Raw genomic sequence first — 20,043 nt, 5'->3', positions numbered from 1 at the left:
GCATTTCAAGAACGAGTCGAATTGACGAAGGAGCGGTAATGAGTACATCAAAGACAAAAGCAAGTTTCCACTGGGACGATCCGTTGCTGCTGGACCAGCAGTTGAACAATGACGAGCGCATGGTGCGCGATGCCGCCGCAGCCTACTGCCAGGACAAGCTGCAGCCGCGCGTGCTCGAAGCCTTTCGCCATGAAAAAACCGATCCAGCGATCTTTCGCGAAATGGGGGAACTCGGCTTGCTCGGCCCCACCATTCCGGAACAGTATGGCGGTCCCGGCCTGAACTATGTGTCTTACGGCTTGATCGCGCGCGAAGTCGAACGCGTCGATTCCGGCTACCGCTCGATGATGAGCGTGCAAAGCTCGCTGGTGATGGTGCCGATCTTTGAATTCGGCAACGAACAGACCAAGGAGAAATACCTGCCCAAGCTGGCCACCGGCGAATGGATCGGTTGCTTCGGCCTGACCGAACCGGATCATGGTTCCGATCCGGGATCGATGGTCACGCGGGCCAAGAAGGTCCATGGCGGCTACAGCCTTTCCGGCAGCAAGATGTGGATTTCCAATTCCCCGATTGCCGATGTATTCGTGGTCTGGGCCAAGGATGACGAAGGCGCGATCCGCGGCTTCGTGCTGGAAAAAGGCTGGAAGGGATTGTCGGCGCCCAAGATCGAAGGCAAGTTCGGCTTGCGCGCCTCGATCACTGGCGAAATCGTGATGGATGAAGTGTTCTGCCCGGAAGAAAACGCGTTTCCGGAAGTGCGTGGACTAAAGGGACCGTTCACCTGCCTCAATTCTGCCCGTTACGGCATTGCCTGGGGTGCCTTGGGTGCAGCCGAAGCCTGCTGGCATACCGCACGGCAGTACGTGCTGGACCGCAAGCAGTTCGGCAAGCCGCTGGCGGCCAACCAGTTGATCCAGAAAAAGCTGGCCGACATGCAAACCGAAATCACGATGGGTTTGCAGGGTTGCCTGCGCTTGGGGCGGATGAAGGATGAAGGCACGGCGGCAGTCGCGATCACCTCGATGATGAAGCGTAATTCCTGCGGCAAGGCCTTGGACGTGGCGCGGATGGCGCGCGACATGCTGGGCGGGAACGGGATCTCGGACGAGTTCGGTGTGATCCGTCATATGGTGAATCTGGAAGTGGTGAACACCTATGAAGGCACGCATGACATTCATGCACTGATCCTGGGCCGAGAACAGACAGGCATCGCGGCGTTTTAAGGCGCCACGCCATTCCGGCGAGGCGGTCTTCCGCCTTCGCCGGGTTTCTTATTCCTGTATCAGGATCTCTGGCCGGCGTCCGGATCGGCGCGCGAGTCAAGCGTCAACTGCAGGAACGCGAGATCGAGCCATCTTCCGAACTTGGTACCGACTTCCTTCATCAGCCCGACCTGCTCGAATCCCAGCTTGCGGTGCAATTGAATCGATGCATCGTTGCCTGCTTCTATGCCTGCGACCATCACATGCTTGCCAAGCTCCCTCGCACGCTCGATCAGCGCAATCATCAATGCTTTTCCAGTCCCTGCGCCACGGCTATCCTTGCTGACATACACGGAGTGCTCCACTGTATGCCGGTAACCGTCGAAAGCACGCCAGTCGCCGAATGAAGCATACCCGAGCACCATTCCGGCGTCGTCAACGGCAACGAGGACCGGGTACCCCACGCGTTGCCTATCTGCCAGCCAAGCCGCACGGTTGGCCGCATCGACAGCAATTTCATTCCAGATTGCTGTCGTATTGAGAACCGCATCGTTATAAATTTCAGCGATGCGATCGATGTCGTTAATGTTTGCATCCCGTATCTGCATGTTTTCCTCTGTTTGCGTAGCCATCATGATAAAACGATGTCCGCTAAATTAGATAGCCTCGATAAGCGTATCGGCGCCCGAGTCCGCAATGGCGTCCGATCCGAATAAGGTAAAATTCCGCATCCCGCCGCCAGCGCTCCCGATTCAATGCCTGTCTTGCAACAATGGCTGCGCTGCCTTTACCCATTTCTTACCATGCACAACATTCCCGAAATCAAGCCCGGGCAGTCGATTGAACTGCTCAAGGAACTGCATATTCTGACGCGCGACGGCAAGCTGAACCAGGACAGCCGACGCAAGCTCAAGCAGGTCTATCACCTGTATCAATTCATCGAACCGCTGCTGCAACAGATCGTGCAGGACAAGCAGGAATTGACGCTGGTCGACCACGGCGCCGGCAAGTCCTATCTTGGCTTCATCCTGTACGACCTGTTCTTCAAAACGCTGGAGACGGGAGGGCATATCTACGGTATCGAAACACGCGACGAGCTGGTGGCGAAATCGGAAGCGCTCGCGAAGAAACTCGATTTTCCCGGCATGTCGTTCCTCAACCTTTCGGTTGCCGATTCGATCACTTCTCCATTGTTGCCCGCGACGGTCGACGTGGTCACGGCGCTGCATGCCTGCAATACCGCGACCGATGATGCGATCCGCTTCGCGCTGGAAAAGAAGGCGAAGTTCATTGTCCTCGTACCCTGCTGTCAGGCGGAGGTTGCAAGTGTACTCAAGCGCAACAAGGGCAAGGCGCTCGGCAAGAGCGTACTGACCGAGATCTGGCGTCATCCCTTGCATACCCGCGAATTCGGAAGTCAGGTGACGAATGTACTGCGCTGCCTGCAGTTGGAAGCCCACGGCTATCAGGTCAACGTCACTGAACTGGTAGGGTGGGAACACTCGATGAAGAATGAACTGATCATCGCAAGCTATAAAAACTTGCCGCGCAGTCGTCCCAGCCAGAAGCTGCAGGAAATGATGGAAACCCTGGGTCTTGAAGAAATGGGCGAACGCTTTTTTGCACCGGCGCAACATTGAATTGCCGATGGATATCGATCGCGGATATCCATTTCGATGCCGGAAAGAACATGAAACCTTATTAGGAAACGATGTGACTAATCATTTTCTGTTCACAACGACCTATTAAAGGAAATCCTATGGCTAAGACCGCAAACAACAAGTATCCAGCTGACAAGACCGGGACCAAGTACAGCGAATTCAGGAATACCAAGAGAGTGCCACCCGGAAAGCCGCGCGTGGAGCGAAATACCAAGCAAGCTGATACCGGCGCAGATCAAGCTGCGGACAAAAAGTCGAAATAACGCGCAGGAAATAACCCGCAGTGAAAGCCAGCCGCCCGATTTCGCGAAGGGCTTTTTAGTGGGTTCGTGCTCCATCACCTATTTGAACCGAGAGGCATCATGGCGCTGAACCCTCAACACTCCTATGTGCACCTCGCTGCGGACGGTATGGCAACCGAACTGCCGGGAGGCGAGCAGTTCTGGAGTTTGCCGGAGACCGAAATCGAACGCTACGGCAGCGGCTGGCTGATCTCCGAATACGAATTCACCGCAGACTGGCCGAACTGGGAAATGCATCCCGAAGCAGATGAATTTGTCTATCTTCTGTCTGGTTCCATCAGGCTTCTGCTCGAGAAATCCGATGGCGTGCAGGAGTTGGTTTTGAAAGATAGCGGAGCCGTCGTTGTTCCTCGCGGCGTATGGCATACCGCGAAAGTGCACCTGCCAAGCCGCGTTCTTCACGTCACCCGCGGGGCGGGAACCCGGCATCGTGCAGTCTGAATGGGCGGCTACCAATAATGCGATTGCGAAAACGTTGATCCCCGCTCGGTGTTGTCACAAGCTTTGTCAGATCCTGCATTCTTAACGATGCTAGCGGTGGCCATGAGCATGGAGATGATTTGTAGTGAACCGGTCTTGACCTGCTGGGGGCTGTCAGATTTGGTCAGGCCTTAAAACTTCGTGAACGATTACTCTCGGCACAAGCAGACGGTCGAGGATCCAGTCTATTTGGTATAGATTTGACAACTTCTGCGTGGCAGCATGCCGTCCATAAGACCTTTAATTATCGCTATCGTATTTGGACTGCGCACTGGTCCGAGATCGTTTTTATTCCACTCCACTACTGGCAAAGCCGATTATCGCAAGTCCGTCGGGCGCTACATAAAGGCTGCGCCCTTCGCTGATTGATTTGTGTTGTGTTTACAAGTTCGAAGCAGAAAAGATTCTGAGCTTCCGCCTCTGTCGGTACCTCTCCAGTCAACGTAATTGACTACTACCATTTTTCCCTAGAAACCCCATGTTTATGGGATGCGCGTTTTGTGCGGCTAGTCTCTAATGAAGCGTATTTTCTTTAGAGAAACATAAAGAATACTAAAACCATTCGGCAGGGACCTTTATTTCATAGCAGCCGCAGCAGGGGCAATCCTATCCAACTACTCTCCGATTTAGTCTTAACCGCGCCGCCCGAAGCGCACTTGGCTCGTCGGTCCTTGCATATGTTCCTTATAGTAGGAAGGGAACATGTCGCCGCTAATTTCGCCGTCGCTTCTGCATGCCACGAGCGTTCATCGAGCACGAGATTCGACGATCCATCCTTATTCAAGAACAACAATGACCAAGAAAAAACAGCGGTTAGTGCTCAGTAAGATCTCTCTTGCAGTTGCATTATGTTTTCTCGCAAACGGCTGCGCTGTCGACCCAAAAACTGGCCAGCCTTCCTTCAAGCAGACCTTCAATAACGACGATCCTTGTTCCAACAACGCACGTAATATAGGCATCGCCGTTGGTGCCATCGCCGGCGCCGTCATCGCACATCAGTTAGACAAGCACAGTGGCAAATTTGTCGGCGCGGGTGCCGGTGCGTTGATCGGAGGCCTGATCGGCGCAGATATGGACATGCGGCGTTGCGAGTTGTCCAAGGTGGCGAAACAGTACAACCTGGATATTGCGTTCGCTACGGTCGACAGTCGCGGTGTGACGATTGAAGACGCTGCGCTTAAAGACAATCGGCAAGCGGAAGAAATCAAAAAAAATGCCATTGGCAGTGTCGTCGCGATTCGCGACCATACCCCGGAGGGCGGGCACTTCGAGTCCGGTTCGGACCGACTCACACCGCGTGCGCAGGATTACTTCACCGCGATTGCGCAAAGCTACAATGCACGCATCATGGCCGACAAAATCAAGAATCAGCAGGAAAAGGAGAACTACCTGCGACATATGGCCAAACGCAAGCTGCTCCTGGTCGGCCATACCGACGATACCGGATCGTCAAGACTCAATGCTGACCTATCCGAACGGCGCGCGCGAGCGGTCGCAAAATTCCTGAGCCAGCAAGGTATCCCCCTCGATTCCCTGTACTTCCAGGGGGCGGGCGAGAGCTATCCGATCGCCGACAATAGCACCGACGCAGGACATGCTCAAAACCGGCGCGTCGAGTTCGTTGAACTGGCAGACGATGCAACGCTCCGCAAGTACTTGGAAGCGCGCAGGCCGAAGTACGAATACTATCGCTCCGTAGAGCGTACTGCATCCTCTGACGCTGGAGTATCGCCGGCGCCGGCAAAGTCCAAAGACAAGAAAGCAAGTCCAGCGCCGGACAGCAGCAAAGTCGCAGTCACTCCGCCGGCAAAATCGGCGCAAGCTAAACCCAAGAATGTGAAAGTTGCATCTACCGCAAAAGAAGCAACGAGTGTGCGTCAAGCGCCTACAGTAGGGACCACGGCCGATGCCGCCAATCCAAGCGCCATCGATTTTGGTGGTACGCGTCTCACTGACACGCTCGCCGTGCCTGAACTCGGAAAACTAGAGCAGAAAAAGTCGTGGTTTTCGATGATCAGCCCGGCGTACGCCAACGAGCCGGCTGTGCTCCGCGACTGTTCCCAGGACAGGCCCCGCATATCGGGCGCGGTAAAGGCACTCCGGGATGGCAAGCAATACGACACCAGCGAACATTTGCCAGGGCTGTACGGAAAGAGCTGGACAGAAAAAATCAATGGCCACCAGGTAATCATTAACAAGGTCGCCGTGCTGCGCAACGACGCGGCCGTCTCTCTGCTTCCGGAATTCAAGGTATATGCCAACTACCGGCCAGAGATAAACAGGAACCCGACGCCAGACGTCACTGCCACACCGGACGTCAATACCTACCTCGGCAGCAATGGCCTTCTCTACCGCATGTTCATGAACGGGAAGGGCGGTATCCAGTGCGTGGACGTGTTGTTCAGCGGTGAAGGCGGCGCGACTGCCAAAGCCGGAAAGCTCATCTACTCCCATGACAGCCGGACGTACGTCGCTGATTTCAAACCAAGCAAAATTTAATAAGAACGAGGAACGACTATATGAACGAGTTTTTTGCCGCTTATCCTGCACTGGCATGGAGCATCGTTAGCGTCATGCTGGCGATTGTCGTGATGGCGACACTGTGGGACAAAATCCGTTGGTGGTGGCATAACACCTGGTACAGTTTTCCGTTCATCGGCGGCATTGCGCGTCTGTCCCGGGACGGCAATATGGATTCCTTCAACTCGGGCTGGTCGAAAGCCGAACGAACGCTGTGCCGCGACTACAAGAAATTCATTCGCATCCAGGACGAGCACGACTTTAATGAAAAAATCTCCTACCTCACAAAAGCCGGCGACATCGGCCGTCGTGAGACGCCGGGATGGATCTGGCTGCTCACCGTGGCCATGGTCTTTGTGGAAGCGATGGGTTTCAGTTATGTCTTGGCCGGCTATACCCTACCAGGCGCAAGCGAAAACCTGCAGCAAACCGGCGCCTATGGTATTGCCTTCCTGATCTCGGTCATTCTCGTCGCATTCACCCACTTTGCGGGCCACGAACTCTCCAAATCGAACCAGATCAAGAATGCGCGTCGTGAATGGGTGGAGGATAATCGCCAGCATAAGCTTACGACCGGGACCGTACCGCTTGCCAAGCCGCAATTGGTTGATGACGATCAGCCGACCTACACGCAACTGGCAAACCGCGTCGGCACCCATCCGAGCTACGTTATTCTGACGGCAACCTGTGTCTTTGTTGTCATCATTGCCGCCTTCGCCACCTACGTCCGTGGCCAAGTGCTCGAAAAGCAGCTACAACAGCAGGTGACCGGACAAATTAGCCAGGCGGATGTACCTAAGGACATGAACGACGGGTTGAACGTGCTTTCGAAGGCCAACAAAGCCCTTCCCACCGCCGACTTACAAGCGAACCGGGCAGCGGACGTGAAGGCAATCAACGACGAAGCGAATCTTGACCGCCACGGAGGATGGGGAACATTTATCGTTCTGGCGTTTGTATTTGTCTTCCTCCAGATCCTCGGCGTGATCTTTGGCTATCGTTGGGGATTTGCTGGAAAGAACAGCGCTGAAGCTTTCCGCTCTATTGGCAAAGGACGATATGCAACCTATGCGGACGTGCGCGAGCACTACCTGGAGATCGCCGGCGGCGCCCAAAGCAAACTCGAAATCCTTCAGCAAAAGATGATGGAATTGAACGCACACGTCGGCATTGGTGGGCGCCATCTGTCCAAGACGTTCCTGGACTTTATGCAGGAGTCGCGCGAGGAAGAGGCTAAGGACAGAGACAACGAGCACCGACACACCGAAGCCAAGGCAGCTCGCAGTGCAGCTTCGATAAAGGCACCTGCGCCAGCCGCGCCGGCCGTTGTTGAGCAGGCTAAGACACCGATTGTGCAACAGGTGCTCGAACAGCTAGACCGGATGCAGGACAAGGAAGAAAAGAAGTCGTACTTAGGTACTCTTCCAGAGACACTGAACCAGGAAGTGCGCGCAGCGCTGAAAGCACGAAAGGAAGAGGATGAACGCAAGAAAAAGGAGAGTGATGCCGAGCTGGAGGAACTTCTGTGAAGTATGCAGCGTTTTTGTTAGGAATGGCGGTTATGGCCTCGGCCATCGCCGGCCAGTCCGATGCGGTGCCATCCTGTTACGACAGCAAATTGCCCACTAAGAGCGTCCCCCTGGACACGGAACTGTTTGTTGCTATCGATCAATCGACACTGCTAGACAATGCACTTATGCAGTCTGTCGCGGATAATATTCGACCGCTCCTGGCACAGAACAACGGCTTTTCCATTATTACATTCAGCGCGTACACACAAGGGCGTTATATGGAAGTCAAGGTTTCTGGCAAATTGGATCCAGCGATGGATACGTCTCAACGCAATGACATATCGAAGCCGCTTCTCGCCAAATTCGACCAATGTATGGCGAAACAGGCACAGTACGCAGGTCAGTTGATTGGCACTGCATTACGCAATGCATTTGACGGCACAAGCAGTGAAATTGCCAAGTCCGACGTGCTAGGTAGCTTGAAGGCGATTTCTCTTAAGGTTCGGGAATCGACTGCACGTAACAAAGTAGTCCTGCTTGTCTCTGACATGCTAGAAAACTCCTCTATCTCCAGCTTCTATGACAAAGGCCAATCGGTTCGCAAGATTGATCCGGCTAAGGAGATGAAGCTGGCTGAGGAAAGCCAAATGATCGGCGACTTTAGTGGTGCCAGGATCTATGTTATTGGTGCTGGATTATTGTCTGATGATGCGAATAAGTCGAAGCGTTACCGCGATCCGAAGACCATGCAAGCCTTGTCTGCGTTCTGGCAAACATATTTTGAGAAGTCAAAAGGCCAACTTGTCGAATTTGGGCAGCCGGCGCTACTTAACCCAATTCGGCGAAACTGATCATATTGCACCCGCGCTAGGACATTAGACGTATGCGACAACGGCAATTCGATGCAATTTGCCGTCGCGGCCTGTAGTGGCAAAAAAATTCAGTAAGCCTGGCTGCCAAGACCAACTGTCAATCGATCTGACCTCTAACGCATCGTTCGATATCGACGCCTAAGGGACGGCTTGTCGCGATATCGAACGGCAGTTTTTGCGAAGCTTGACAGGCCGCTTTGGAAAACACGCTATGACGGCTTAGCCCGGATATTTCATGAGGCAGGTCGGCGATTCCGTGCCGAAGCGCCTCATGAAATATCCGGGCTGATATGTATTGACCTGTCAAGTGCTTCGATAAGAGCTCCTGTTTTTGTACAGCGTGTTGGTAGCAGAACGGACGGCAATCCGACGGTTGATCAGTCTGATATGCGCGGGTGGCTAGAGGGTGTCCGCGATTTTGTGTAATCGGGAAATTGTTTAATGCTGCGGCATACGCTCATCGAACATGATGATGAAGCGATTCAAGGCTGCTTTCCAGTTCTGAATCGGCATCGTCCATTTCTTGCTGATGTTGCGCAGTGCCAGATGAATCCAGCCAGTTCGCGGGCCACGGCGGTACAAGCCTGCACCTTCAGCTTGCCTTTGGCCTCCATCAGCTTGTAGCGGGCGCACAGACGCTTCTGGGCCTTCCAGGCGATCTCCTGCACCTCATCGGACGTGCACTCGGCGCGCCGTTGCAGGTAAACCGTCTTCCTGGCCGGATGTCGATAAGTCCAAGCCGCCTCCACCAGCACGCGTCGTACGTGGCCATTGCCGGTCTTGGTGATGCTTCCGCGCGACTTGGTGGCTCCGCTCGAATGCTCGCTCGGCACGACACCCAGGTAGGCCATCAGCTGCGGCGCGCTGGCGAAACGCTGCAAGTCACCGATCTCGGCCACCACGGTCGTCGCCGTCAGCAGATGGATGCCGCGCAGTGCCATCAAGCCTTCGATCACCGGCCAGAACACAGACTCGCTGGCGGCGCTTTCGAGCTGCTGGTCGAGCGCGCCGATCCGTTTGCTCAGCATCTTGACCGTGTCAACGTACTCCTGAAACACGATCTGCTGGATCGGTTGAGTGAACGTCATCTCTTCCAGCCAGCGCAAGTGCGCCTGGGTCCAGTGACTCTTGCCGCCGTAACACTTTCCATGACGCAGCAGGAAGGCTGCCAGCCGCTGCTTGGCCTTGAGCTGCAAGCTCTTCATGTCCTCGCGCGCCCGCGTCAGATCGCGCAGCCCCTCCTGTGCATCGTCCGGCACCCACACTGCCGTCAGTTCGCCTGCCCGGTGCAGGCGCGCCAGCATCAGGCTATCGCGCCGGTCCGTCTTGACCCGCTCACCCGCCTTCCTCGGAATCAGCGATGGCGCCGCCACCTGGCAATCCCAACCAAGCTCGGTCAGTTGCCGATGAATCCCATATCCGCACGGCCCAGCCTCGTAACAGAACGATAGTTGCGCTTCGCCTTTCCTCAACTGCTTGACCAGCTTTGCGATGGCCTCGGGTGTGTTGGCGATCTCCCCCAGATAACGAATTTCGCCACCGTTTGCTTCGGCCACCGACACAGCGATCGTCGCTTTGTGCACATCCATGCCAACGTATTTGCTAAACTCTTTCATGGCCTACCCCCTCAATTTTGGCTCTGCGCCTGGCTGAATAAACCACAAGCGTAATCCACGTCGCTTGAGGTGTGGTAGGTCAATACATTATGTCTAGATCCTCTACAGAAGACTGACGTAGCTCCGGTGCGATTAGTCGCTGCAACTACAAAATTGATTTTCCTTCCCGAATCGCCTTTTCTTTTTCCTCCATGAACTCACGGCCAGCGATATCCATGAGTTGGACAAAACGTTCTTATTCCAAAATGTTGCCACCAAGCTGCGCAAAAAACACGCGCCCAAGCGCGTTGCTCTCGGATGCACGCGTCGCAAGCCAATCAACAAAGGTGTCACGCTGGTCTTTTGTGAGCACGTTGTCGAAAAGATAGGTCATGGCTGGCATCGCTCCGTGAAATAGGTAGATGCGCTTATCTTGTAACTATATCTACAATATGTAGAATATGTTACATGAATAAAAAACACTCTCGCTGGCTGTTGCTTATTGCCTCCTTGCCAACTTCTGGTGCCACTGCACGGATGCGTCTTTGGCGAGGCATCAAGGCCCTTGGCTGCGTCGCGTTGCGGGACGGGGCTTACCTCCTTGTTGAACGGCAGCAGCACGCAGACGCCTTGGCTGACTTGGCTGCCCAGACAAATAGTGAAGGTGGACAGGCATGGGTAGTGGACGTCGTGCCGCGGTCCGCAACCGACAATGAAGCGTTCCAGGCGCTTTTCGACCGGTTTTCTGAATACGCAGAAATGAATGCCGGCCTGACCCAAGCAAGAAAAGCACTGCCTTCACAAACACCGGCCGAAATCACGAAAACCCTCAAGCGCCTACGCAAGGAACGGGACGCTCTTTTGCGCATCGATTTCTTTCCGAACCAGGCTTCGCTGGACGCAGAGGCGGCCTGGGCAGATTTTGAAGAGGCTGTAAATGCACTGGTGTCGCCGGGTGAACCTCAGGCGCAGGAACGGCTAATTCCGCACCTCTCGCGCGCAGATTACCAAGGCCGTACTTGGGCCACACGCCGCAACCTGTGGGTCGATCGGGTTGCAAGTGCCTGGTTGATTCAACGTTTCATTGATGCCGACGCCAGATTTCTCTGGCTGGACAGTCCAGCACAATGTCCTCAGGACGCATTAGGTTTCGACTTTGACGAAGCAGCATTTACGCACGTGGGCGACAAAGTCACGTTTGAGGTTCTGCTTGCAAGTTTCAACCTGGCAGTGACACCTGGCCTCGCAAAGCTTGCTGCCCTTGTGCATGCCCTTGATGTTGGAGGCGTTATCCCTCCGGAAGCCTCCGGCTTTGAGGCCATTTTGACTGGTGCGCGTGCACGCCTCAACAACGATGATGCCCTGCTGGCTGAAATCGGCACGGTACTCGATTCTCTTTACATCCATTACAACAAAGAACAAAAATGAGTAGTTCAGAAGACAAACCGATCTATACCCTTTGGCAGCTGGTGTTGTACATGCTTCGGCTTGGGACATTCGGGTTCGGCGGCCCAGTCGCACTTGTCGGTTATATGCACCGCGACTTGGTCGAGGACCGGAAATGGATTACTGAAGCAGATTACAGGGAGGGACTAGCCCTCTCCCAGTTGGCCCCAGGGCCTCTGGCGGCGCAGTTAGGTATCTATCTAGGCTATGTCCATTACCGTATTCTCGGTGCGACATTGGCCGGCATCGCATTCGTCATCCCATCATTCCTGATGGTGGTCGCTTTGGGCTGGGCCTATGTCCGCTTCGGAGGCATATCCTGGATGCAGGCTGTGTTCTATGGCGTCGGTGCCGCAGTCATTGGCATCATCGCCATGAGCGCCAAAAAGCTCACCGAAAAAAGCGTCGGTAAGGACAAGCTGCTGTGGGCGATATACCTGCTGCTTGCAGTTGTCACAGTCCTCACTGAATCCGAAATTGCTTGGCTTTTCATCGCTGCAGGTGTGTTGGTCTGGCTGCTGCGCGCGCCGCCGAAGTGGCTCAGCAAAGGTAATCTGCATGCTGCTGCCATGACGCAAGCCCCGATTGCTGGAAGCCTGTTCGGCTCGATGGATGTGTCGCTCCTGACCCAAATTGGACTGTTCTTTGCCAAAGCAGGTGCATTTGTGTTTGGCTCGGGACTTGCCATCGTGCCGTTCCTCTATGGCGGAACAGTGACCGAACATCAGTGGCTCACCGAAAAGCAATTCGTTGATGCTGTCGCGGTCGCGATGATTACTCCAGGTCCCGTTGTCATTACGGTCGGTTTTATCGGTTACCTCATCGCGGGCTTTTCAGGAGCCACCGTTGCGGCGCTCGCCACCTTCATTCCGTGCTACCTGTTCACCATCATTCCGGCGCCTTACTTCAAGAAGTACGGGAAATTGCCGGGCGTGCTTGCATTCGTTGACGGTATCACTGCGGCAGCGATTGGCGCTATTGCCGGCTCCGTCATCGTAATTGCGAAGCGCTCCATCGTTGACATCCCAACCGCGCTCATCGCCCTGACAACGATTGCATTGCTATGGAAGTTCAAGAAGCTCCAGGAGCCGGTAATTATTGCCGCCGCCGCCGGCGTTGGATTGGTTCTGTACCCGATTATGCATGCGTAAAGGAAAAATAATGGCAACGCCAATAACTACGGTTGAGCTGGCAGGTCGGACCAGCAGTGGAATTGCCACCCAAATCGTCGATGTCAGGCGTAAGGTCGTGTTCGATGCAGCAGCCGAAGTGATCCGAGATTCTTGCAGGAGAGATCCAGACGAAGTCTTCGCGTGGAAGCATGATCTTAACCGCACCATCCCGATCGCTGTCTACTGTGTATATGGCCACCAAGTCAGCCAGGACATTGCTGACGCCTTGACTATATCGGGCTTCAACGTCCGCTATCTTGAAGGAGGCATTGCGAAGTGGGCATCGGAAGGTAGGCCACAGGAGGCAAAGTCGCCAGAGAGTTCATCATGCAATGGGTAACTAGGGAACGCCCGAAAATCGACCGGATACGCCACAATAATCCTGTTCAGAGAACACTTGGTTCGATACGGGTTATAGACGCCTCTGAGCCCTTCATCCGGAGATGATGGATAAATCCCTGCTCACGAGACTGCTTTGGGCGCGGGGATTGCGCGCCTTCGCTGACGGCTATGTAAGTTTGCTCCTACCGGTTTATCTCATGTCGCTGGGGATGGGACCGTTCGAGGTCGGGGCTATCGCCACTGCGACCTTGCTGGGTTCCGGCGCCCTCACTCTCGTGGTCGGACTGCATGCGTGGCGCTTTCACTATCGCACCTTGCTGCTGGCCGCATCCGTATTAATGGCCGCAACTGGCATCGGGTTTGCGGCAATTCAGGATTTTTGGCCCTTACTGGTCGTTGCGATCGTTGGCACACTTAACCCCTCCAGCGGAGACGTCAGTGTTTTTCTTCCACTGGAGCACGCATTATTGTCGAGATCAGTACAAGACGCTGACCGTACAGCAGCCTTTGCACGGTATAGCTTGACCGGTTCACTACTGGCAGCGTTAGGCTCCCTTGCGGCTGCGCTACCGGACCATGCCTCGTCATGGCTGCATACGGACAAGCAGTTCGCCATGCAGATGATGTTTGTCCTCTATGGCGCAATTGGCATGGTTTGCGGGCTCATTTACCGGACGGCGCCGCTCCGGCTGGAATCCCAACTGCAAACCAAACCTGCGCCTCTGCACAAATCGAAGCGGATCGTCTATACCTTGGCTGCGCTATTCAGCCTGGACTCTTTCGGCGGCGGATTTGTCGTCCAATCACTCATTGCTTTGTGGCTTTACCAGCGATTTGATCTGTCAATGACGGTAGCCGGCACTATCTTTTTTTGGACCGGCTTGTTCTCTGCATTTTCCTACCTGGTTGCGGTACGCTTTGCCAAGCGCTTTGGCTTGGTCAATACGATGGTGTTCACCCATCTGCCAGCCAACATCTTTTTGGTACTGGTGCCGTTCATGCCAACCTTGGGTTGGGCGATTGCGCTGCTGTGCGCCAGAAGCGCACTAAGTCAGATGGATGTTCCCACCCGTAGTTCCTACGTGATGGCCATCGTATCTCCTGACGAGCGCGCTGCTGCAGCCAGTGTAACGGCGGTCCCCAGAAGCTTGGCCTCGGCTGTTAGCCCCCTGTTTGCTGGCTACATGCTGGCAATCTCAGCTTTTGGCTGGCCTTTGGTCATCGCGGGCACAATAAAAGTAATTTATGACCTGCTCCTGCTCGGCATGTGCCGTAAGGTTCCACCACCGGAAGAACAAGAGTCCTGATCGGACTATCGTGGGCCATTCCGCTTGGTCAATTTTGAACTGGAAGACAAAAACATGATTTTTGATCCTTTATTGACCGTTTCGCTATCATTGGCAGATATCCGATAAATATGGTTTGTAGTTCATGGCGAACTGACTCTACCGTGCACTATGGTTCTCGAGCGAGAGAACCTCAGCGCGCCTTGAAGCAGGTTCGCCAGAACAAGGGAGCGCCTGGCATCGACGGTATGACGGTCAAGGAATTGCCGGGCTACCTGAAAGAGCACTGGAGGGTGATACGCGAACAGCTGGAGACGGGGCGGTACCGCCCGAAGCTGTCAACAGCGATTTAAAACTGATACACCCCGTCATGACACGCGCCGGTAGTGGCGGATCAGGCAATCTTCAAGCTCAAGGACAAGGTGCGCGTGCTCACCCGCCGTACAAGAGGCCACCGTTTGGCTGATATCATCGCAGAGCTGAGAGAAACCCTGCTTGGCTGGAAAGCGTATTTCGGCATTGCCTAGGTGCTGAGTCCTCTGCGGGATGTCGACAAATGAATACGATGGCGGCTACGCAGCTGTCAATGGAAACAATGGGGACGGGCGGGCTACCGTGAACTGAGAAAGCGAGGAGTTAGCGTGCGAGAAGCATGGAACTGCAGCAAATCGGCGCATGGCCCGTGGCGAAGCAGCATGGCTCCGGCCCTGCTGCTAGCAATGCCAAACCGCATGTTCCGCCAAATGGGTCTGCCTTCATTGGCAGTATGAGATCAACCGCATTTATTGAACCGCCGTGTACGTGATCCGTACGCACGGTGGTGTGGGAGGAGGGAGCTGCGAGGTTTCTCCCTATCCCGATTAGAGGCCAGCGTGTTCGTTCGCAAGCTTTCCCAATTGAACTTGCCTTGACAGCTTACCAGCCCCGCAGCCGACTATTTTCGCCAGGAGGAGCCTCACGATGACCATCACCATTACCGCCTTTGAACAGTCACCCGATGGAGGCCAGGGACTGGCGCGTGATACGCGCGTTCGCTGGGCGCTTGAAGAAGTAGGCCAACCTTACGAGGTTCGCCTTGTTTCGTTCCGTGCGATGAAGGAACCCGCGCATCTGACGCTTCATCCTTTCGGGCAGATTCCAACCTATGAGGAAGGCGATCTCGCCCTGTTCGAGACAGGGTCGATCGTCTTCCATATCGGCGAGCGTCATGCGGGTCTGCTGCCGGACGATGCCAATGCGCGGGCGCGCGCGATCACATGGATGTTTGCTGCGCTCAACACGGTGGAGCCGACGATCCTTGAACTCGCAACCGCCAGACTGCTGGAAGGCGACAAGCCCTGGTATGAAGAGCGTCTGCCTCTTGTCGAGGATCGTGTGCGCAGCCGACTGAACCAACTTTCCGCTCGTCTGGGTGGTGCCGATTGGCTCGACGGTGCGTTCAGCGCGGGTGACCTGATGATGGTGTCGGTGCTGCTCAGGCTGAAATCGTCGGGCATTCTAAATGAATTTCCAAACTTGGCCGGCTATGTCGTCCGCGGTGAAGCGCGGGCCGCCTACAAGCGGGCTTTCGCCGCACAATTGGCGATCAACACCGCCAAGCGACCGACCGGTTGATTGAGGTCCGCCCTGGGCTCGAAGCCATCATCCGGGGGTTTTCGTTCAGTTTATGGGGCCTCACCCTAGCCGCCCAAGGGGCCGCCGATCAACTTCGACGTTGGGCGTCCGCTTTTCGGAAAGCTCAGAGACCGCTTAGAGTGTGCGCCGAAATACGACACCCACAATCTGACACATCCTGTCAGATGAAGGCCAAACTTACACAGATGATCGCATTTCCCATTGTGACTGCTTATGCAATTTCTATCGCACGTGTAGTGTAACGAGGAGACGGCCTAATAGAGTTATGCGGTCCGACACCTTGTGTCAGACCGCGCATTGATTTGCGCAGGTTAATTGCAAAAGACCCTACGCCACCTTCTTCGCCAGGCCGAGATAGGTATCCATCACCTTGGGATCATGCGCCAGTTGCTCGGCCGGTCCTTCGAGCGCCACATCGCCGGTTTCCAGCACGTACGCGTAATCAGCCGTCTGCAATGCGGCACGTGCATTCTGTTCGACCAGCAAAATCGCGACACCAGTCTGCTTCAGCCGCATGATGATGTTGAAGATTTCCTTGACGATCAGTGGGGCGAGTCCGAGGCTGGGCTCGTCCAGCATCAGCAACTGCGGCTTTGCCATCAATGCACGGCCGAGCGCAAGCATCTGGCGCTCGCCGCCCGACAAGGTGCCTGCATCCTGCCTGCGCCTTTCCCTTAGCCGTGGAAACAGGTCGAACACCACATCGAGCTGATCGCCATAGTTTTTCTCGCCCGCCTTGTAACGCCGGTAGCTGCCCAGCCGCAAGTTGTCTTCCACGCTCATCGATGAAAACAGCTCGCGCTTTTCCGGCACCAGGCTCATGCCTTGCGCGACCCGGGTCTCGACCGCGACGCCATGCATATCGTTTCCAGCCAAACTGACGGTGCCGCGTATTGCGCCGCTTGCCGGCAAGGCGTCCGCGATTGCATTGAGCATCGTCGATTTGCCGGCACCATTGGGACCAATGACGGTCACGATCTGTCCGGCTCCTACCTTGAGGTTGACGCCATGCAGTGCTTCCACCTTGCCATAGGAAACATGCAGGTCCGTGACTTCCAGCACTGGCGCAGCCAGCGTGTTGTTCGTCGTCGTAGTCATTCGACACCTCCCAGATAAGCTTCGAGTACCGCTTCGTTCTGCTGCACTTCCTGCGGCAGGCCTTCGGCAATCTTGGTGCCGAACTCCATCACGACCAGCCGGTCGGTCAGGTTCATCACGAAATCCATATCGTGTTCCACCAGCAGGATGCTCATGCCTTCACCCCTGAGTTTGCGCAGCAGATCGGCGAGCGCTTCCTTTTCCTTGTAGCGCAAGCCGGCCGCCGGTTCATCCAGCAAGAGCAGCGTGGGGTCGCAGCAGAGCGCGCGGGCGATTTCGAGAATGCGCTGCTGGCCCAATGCCAGACTGCCGGCTTCTTCGTACAGCATATGTCCAAGACCGACGCGCTCCAGTTGTTTTCTTGCTTCGAACAGCAGGGCGCCTTCCTCCGCGCGATTCAGCCGCGCGATGCTGGTTGCAATACCGGTGAAGTCATTGTGCATGCCGCGCAGATGCGCGCCGATTGCGACGTTTTCCAGCACACTCATCGTGGGCATCAGGCGCACATGCTGGAAGGTGCGGGCAATCCCGTGTTTGACGATCTCCCGTGAACTGAGCGTGTCGATGCGTTGCAGCTGACCGCCGATGCGGAAACGGATTTCTCCCTTGGTCACTGGAAGAAGTGACGTGACGAGGTTGAACATGGTCGATTTGCCCGCGCCGTTCGGGCCGATCAGCCCCATGATTTCGCCGGCCTTCACATCGAAAGTCATGTCATTGACAGCGACCAGACCGCCGAATTGCTTGCGTGCCTTGTCGACCTGCAGCACGGTTTCGCCATGGGCATGCTTGGGCCGCGTTGGCAGCGCGTTCGCGGTATCGGGGGCAACCGCCAGCGGTTTTTGCGGAAACCATTTACGCACGAACGACCACAATCCCTCGCGTGCATTCTGGAGAATGAGCACCAGCATGAGACCGAACACGATGATCTCGAAGTTGCCGTTGGCACCCAGCAGCTTGGGCAAAATGAATTGCAGCTGGTCCTTGAGCAGCGTGACCAGCGTCGCGCCGAAAATCGCGCCCCAGACATAACCGGCGCCGCCGACGACTGCCATGAACAGATATTCGATGCCGGCATTGAGGCCGAATGGCGTTGGGTTGACGGTGCGCTGCAGATGCGCGTACAGCCAGCCGGACACGCAGGCAAGCAGTGCCGCCATTACGAAGATCACGACCTTCATCCACGCGGTGTTGACGCCCATCGCCTCGGCCATGACGCCGCCGCCTTTCAATGCACGGATCGCGCGGCCCGGCCTGGAGTTCAGCAGGTTTTGTATGGCGACCACCGCCAGAATGACCACCAGCCAGATCAGGAAATACATTTCCCGCCCGGTGTTCAACACCAGACCGAACAGGCTGATCGAAGGAATTCCGGTCAAACCGTCATAGCGGCCAAGGAACTCAAGATTGCCGAACAGGTAGTACAGCGAGAGGCCCCAGGCGATGGTGCCGAGCGGGAGGTAATGCCCGGACAAACGCATGGTCAGCACACCGATCAGCAAGGCAACGCAGGCGGTGATCACGAGGCCGGTCAACAACCCCAGCCAGGGCGACAAACCGAGTTGCGCACTCAGGTAAGCGGTCGAGTATGCGCCAAGGCCGACGAACGCCGCCTGCCCGAACGACGTCAGGCCGCCGACACCGGTCAGCAGGACCAAACCAAGTGCAACGATGGCATACAGGCCAATATAGTTGGCCAGCGTGATCCAGAACTCCGGCGTAGGCAGCAGCGGGATCAGGACGATGACCGCCAGAAAGGCAATAAACGCCGCAAGGGATACGAGTGACTTGCGCATTATTCATCTCCCTCATCGACATGTTTCGAGGTCAGCGAGCGCCACAACAAGACCGGGATGATGAGCGTGAAGACGATGACTTCCTTGAGCGCGCTGGCCCAGAACGAGGAAAACGATTCGAGCAGGCCAACCAGCACAGCGCCGGCTGCGGCAACCGGATAGCTTGCAAGGCCGCCGATGATGGCGCCGACAAAACCCTTCAGCCCGATCAGGAAACCGCTGTCGTAGTAGACAGTGGTCAATGGTGCAATCAGTACGCCACACAAGGCGCCCATGGCCGCCGCCAGCGTGAACGCAAGACGTCCGGCCTGAGTAGTACCGATACCGACCAGGCGCGCGCCTAGCCGATTGACCGCGGTCGCACGCAAGGCCTTGCCGGTCAGCGTGCGGTCGAAATACAGATAGAGTGCCGCGATCAGCGCAACCGACACGCCTACGATCACAATGCTTTGGCCGGAAATCGTCATCGTACCGATTTCAATGCGGGCGTCCGAGAACGCGGTCGTGCGCGATCCTTCCGCGCCGAACATGACCAGGCCCAAACCCATCATCGCGAAGTGGACGCCGACGGAAACGATCAGCAATACCAGGGTAGTGGCTTCCGCCAGCGGCTGGAATGCCAGGCGATAAATCATCGGTCCCATCGGCACGACGATCAGCAAGGTCAGCAACACTTGCAGTATCAGCGGCAGAGTAGGCGAAGCAATGGCGCGCGTCAGGAAAAAGATTGCCAGCGGTAGCAACAGAAATTTCATAAAACTGATTGCGATAATGCGTGGGGCCGTTGCATGGCCTTGCGTGTGGCGCAAAACGGAAATGGCTTCCTGCGCAAATGCCAGGATGCCCAAGCCGACCAGAAGGGTAGCCGAATGCGGAAACTTGTCGGACTGCATCGCGGCGAGCGTGAGTGCACCAAAGGCAACGAACTCGCCTTGAGGAATGAAGATGACGCGCGTGACGGAAAACACCAGCACAAGGGCCAATGCCAGCAACGCGTAGATTGCGCCGCTGGTGATGCCATCCTGCGAAAGGATGGCGGCAATCGATAAATCCATGTTGGTCCCGGCAATGAATTTGTACGAGAAGGCGCGGCAGTAGCCGCGCCTTGGTTTGATACCGGAA

Annotated in this window: 19 protein-coding genes and 1 pseudogene; 14 read left to right on the top strand and 6 right to left on the bottom strand. The window is 55.7% G+C overall.

Annotation, left to right across the window (positions count from 1 at the left end; all coding sequences use genetic code 11):
• Window positions 1–38: 38 nt before the first annotated feature.
• Window positions 39–1,226: an acyl-CoA dehydrogenase gene (locus D3871_RS21940; RefSeq protein ID WP_119771156.1), complete on the top strand. Its 1,188-nt coding sequence runs from the start codon at window positions 39–41 to the stop codon at window positions 1,224–1,226.
• 59 nt (window positions 1,227–1,285) lie between these two features.
• Here D3871_RS21940 and D3871_RS21935 read toward each other — a convergent pair whose 3' ends face one another.
• Window positions 1,286–1,813: a GNAT family N-acetyltransferase gene (locus D3871_RS21935; RefSeq protein ID WP_119771155.1), complete on the bottom strand. Its 528-nt coding sequence runs from the start codon at window positions 1,811–1,813 to the stop codon at window positions 1,286–1,288.
• A 195-nt stretch (window positions 1,814–2,008) separates the two neighbouring features.
• Between D3871_RS21935 and D3871_RS21930 the strand changes: the two genes are divergently transcribed.
• From D3871_RS21930 to D3871_RS21910, 6 genes are all read left to right on the top strand, one after another.
• The gene (locus D3871_RS21930; RefSeq protein ID WP_119771154.1) at window positions 2,009–2,845 is read left to right on the top strand and encodes a class I SAM-dependent methyltransferase; all 837 of its coding nucleotides are present in this window, start codon (window positions 2,009–2,011) and stop codon (window positions 2,843–2,845) included.
• A 119-nt stretch (window positions 2,846–2,964) separates the two neighbouring features.
• Window positions 2,965–3,129, top strand: a complete 165-nt coding sequence (locus tag D3871_RS30350; RefSeq protein ID WP_158598015.1) for a hypothetical protein — start codon at window positions 2,965–2,967, stop codon at window positions 3,127–3,129.
• Window positions 3,130–3,228: 99 nt separating this feature from the next.
• Complete coding sequence (locus D3871_RS21925; protein ID WP_119771153.1) at window positions 3,229–3,609, top strand: cupin domain-containing protein; 381 nt, start codon at window positions 3,229–3,231, stop codon at window positions 3,607–3,609.
• A gap of 831 nt (window positions 3,610–4,440) precedes the next feature.
• Complete coding sequence (locus D3871_RS21920) at window positions 4,441–6,147, top strand: OmpA family protein (RefSeq protein WP_158598014.1); 1,707 nt, start codon at window positions 4,441–4,443, stop codon at window positions 6,145–6,147.
• A 20-nt stretch (window positions 6,148–6,167) separates the two neighbouring features.
• Window positions 6,168–7,697: a hypothetical protein gene (locus tag D3871_RS21915; RefSeq protein ID WP_119771151.1), complete on the top strand. Its 1,530-nt coding sequence runs from the start codon at window positions 6,168–6,170 to the stop codon at window positions 7,695–7,697.
• Window positions 7,694–8,530: a hypothetical protein gene (locus tag D3871_RS21910; protein WP_119771150.1), complete on the top strand. Its 837-nt coding sequence runs from the start codon at window positions 7,694–7,696 to the stop codon at window positions 8,528–8,530. The genes D3871_RS21915 and D3871_RS21910 overlap by 4 nt, the downstream gene beginning before the upstream one ends.
• A gap of 542 nt (window positions 8,531–9,072) precedes the next feature.
• Here the strand turns inward: D3871_RS21910 and D3871_RS21905 are convergent.
• Window positions 9,073–10,167: pseudogene (locus D3871_RS21905) on the bottom strand (IS110 family RNA-guided transposase); the annotation flags it as partial.
• 235 nt (window positions 10,168–10,402) lie between these two features.
• Window positions 10,403–10,540 carry a hypothetical protein gene (locus D3871_RS30345; protein WP_158598013.1) on the bottom strand — a complete coding sequence of 46 codons (138 nt, stop codon included), beginning with the start codon at window positions 10,538–10,540 and terminating at the stop codon, window positions 10,403–10,405.
• 74 nt (window positions 10,541–10,614) lie between these two features.
• On the opposite strand from D3871_RS30345, the gene D3871_RS21900 reads away from it, so the two are divergent.
• The 7 genes from D3871_RS21900 (at window position 10,615) to D3871_RS21870 (ending at window position 16,006) form a co-directional block, all read left to right on the top strand.
• A complete protein-coding gene (locus D3871_RS21900; RefSeq protein WP_119771148.1) occupies window positions 10,615–11,574 on the top strand; it encodes a chromate resistance protein ChrB domain-containing protein in 960 nt (319 codons plus the stop codon).
• The gene (locus tag D3871_RS21895; RefSeq protein ID WP_119771147.1) at window positions 11,571–12,743 is read left to right on the top strand and encodes a chromate transporter; all 1,173 of its coding nucleotides are present in this window, start codon (window positions 11,571–11,573) and stop codon (window positions 12,741–12,743) included. Before D3871_RS21900 ends, D3871_RS21895 begins: the two co-directional genes overlap by 4 nt.
• On the top strand, window positions 12,736–13,104 hold the full coding sequence (locus tag D3871_RS31755; RefSeq protein ID WP_119771146.1) for a rhodanese-like domain-containing protein: 369 nt from the start codon (window positions 12,736–12,738) through the stop codon (window positions 13,102–13,104). The genes D3871_RS21895 and D3871_RS31755 overlap by 8 nt, the downstream gene beginning before the upstream one ends.
• A gap of 106 nt (window positions 13,105–13,210) precedes the next feature.
• A complete protein-coding gene (locus D3871_RS21885) occupies window positions 13,211–14,413 on the top strand; it encodes an MFS transporter (RefSeq protein WP_199724860.1) in 1,203 nt (400 codons plus the stop codon).
• A gap of 182 nt (window positions 14,414–14,595) precedes the next feature.
• Entirely contained in the window at window positions 14,596–14,745 is a 150-nt protein-coding gene (locus tag D3871_RS30340) for a hypothetical protein (protein ID WP_158598011.1), read from the top strand.
• 33 nt (window positions 14,746–14,778) lie between these two features.
• The gene (locus D3871_RS30560) at window positions 14,779–14,919 is read left to right on the top strand and encodes a group II intron maturase-specific domain-containing protein (protein WP_199724859.1); all 141 of its coding nucleotides are present in this window, start codon (window positions 14,779–14,781) and stop codon (window positions 14,917–14,919) included.
• Between the two features lie 433 nt (window positions 14,920–15,352).
• A complete protein-coding gene (locus D3871_RS21870; RefSeq protein WP_119771143.1) occupies window positions 15,353–16,006 on the top strand; it encodes a glutathione S-transferase family protein in 654 nt (217 codons plus the stop codon).
• A gap of 348 nt (window positions 16,007–16,354) precedes the next feature.
• Here D3871_RS21870 and D3871_RS21865 read toward each other — a convergent pair whose 3' ends face one another.
• Genes D3871_RS21865 through D3871_RS21855 form a run of 3 tightly spaced genes read right to left on the bottom strand, consistent with a single transcriptional unit; the run spans window position 16,355 to window position 19,976 of the window.
• A complete protein-coding gene (locus D3871_RS21865; protein ID WP_119771142.1) occupies window positions 16,355–17,125 on the bottom strand; it encodes an ABC transporter ATP-binding protein in 771 nt (256 codons plus the stop codon).
• Window positions 17,122–18,921, bottom strand: coding sequence for a branched-chain amino acid ABC transporter ATP-binding protein/permease (locus D3871_RS21860; protein WP_119771141.1), 1,800 nt, complete (start codon window positions 18,919–18,921; stop codon window positions 17,122–17,124). Before D3871_RS21860 ends, D3871_RS21865 begins: the two co-directional genes overlap by 4 nt.
• Window positions 18,921–19,976: a branched-chain amino acid ABC transporter permease gene (locus D3871_RS21855; protein ID WP_119771140.1), complete on the bottom strand. Its 1,056-nt coding sequence runs from the start codon at window positions 19,974–19,976 to the stop codon at window positions 18,921–18,923. Before D3871_RS21855 ends, D3871_RS21860 begins: the two co-directional genes overlap by 1 nt.
• Window positions 19,977–20,043: the final 67 nt, after the last annotated feature.

Origin of the sequence: Noviherbaspirillum saxi (genome assembly GCF_003591035.1) — a bacterium.
GTDB lineage: Bacteria > Pseudomonadota > Gammaproteobacteria > Burkholderiales > Burkholderiaceae_D > Noviherbaspirillum > Noviherbaspirillum saxi.
The sequence above is the reverse complement of the archived record's forward strand: the minus strand, read 5'-3'. Positions and strand labels throughout refer to the sequence as shown.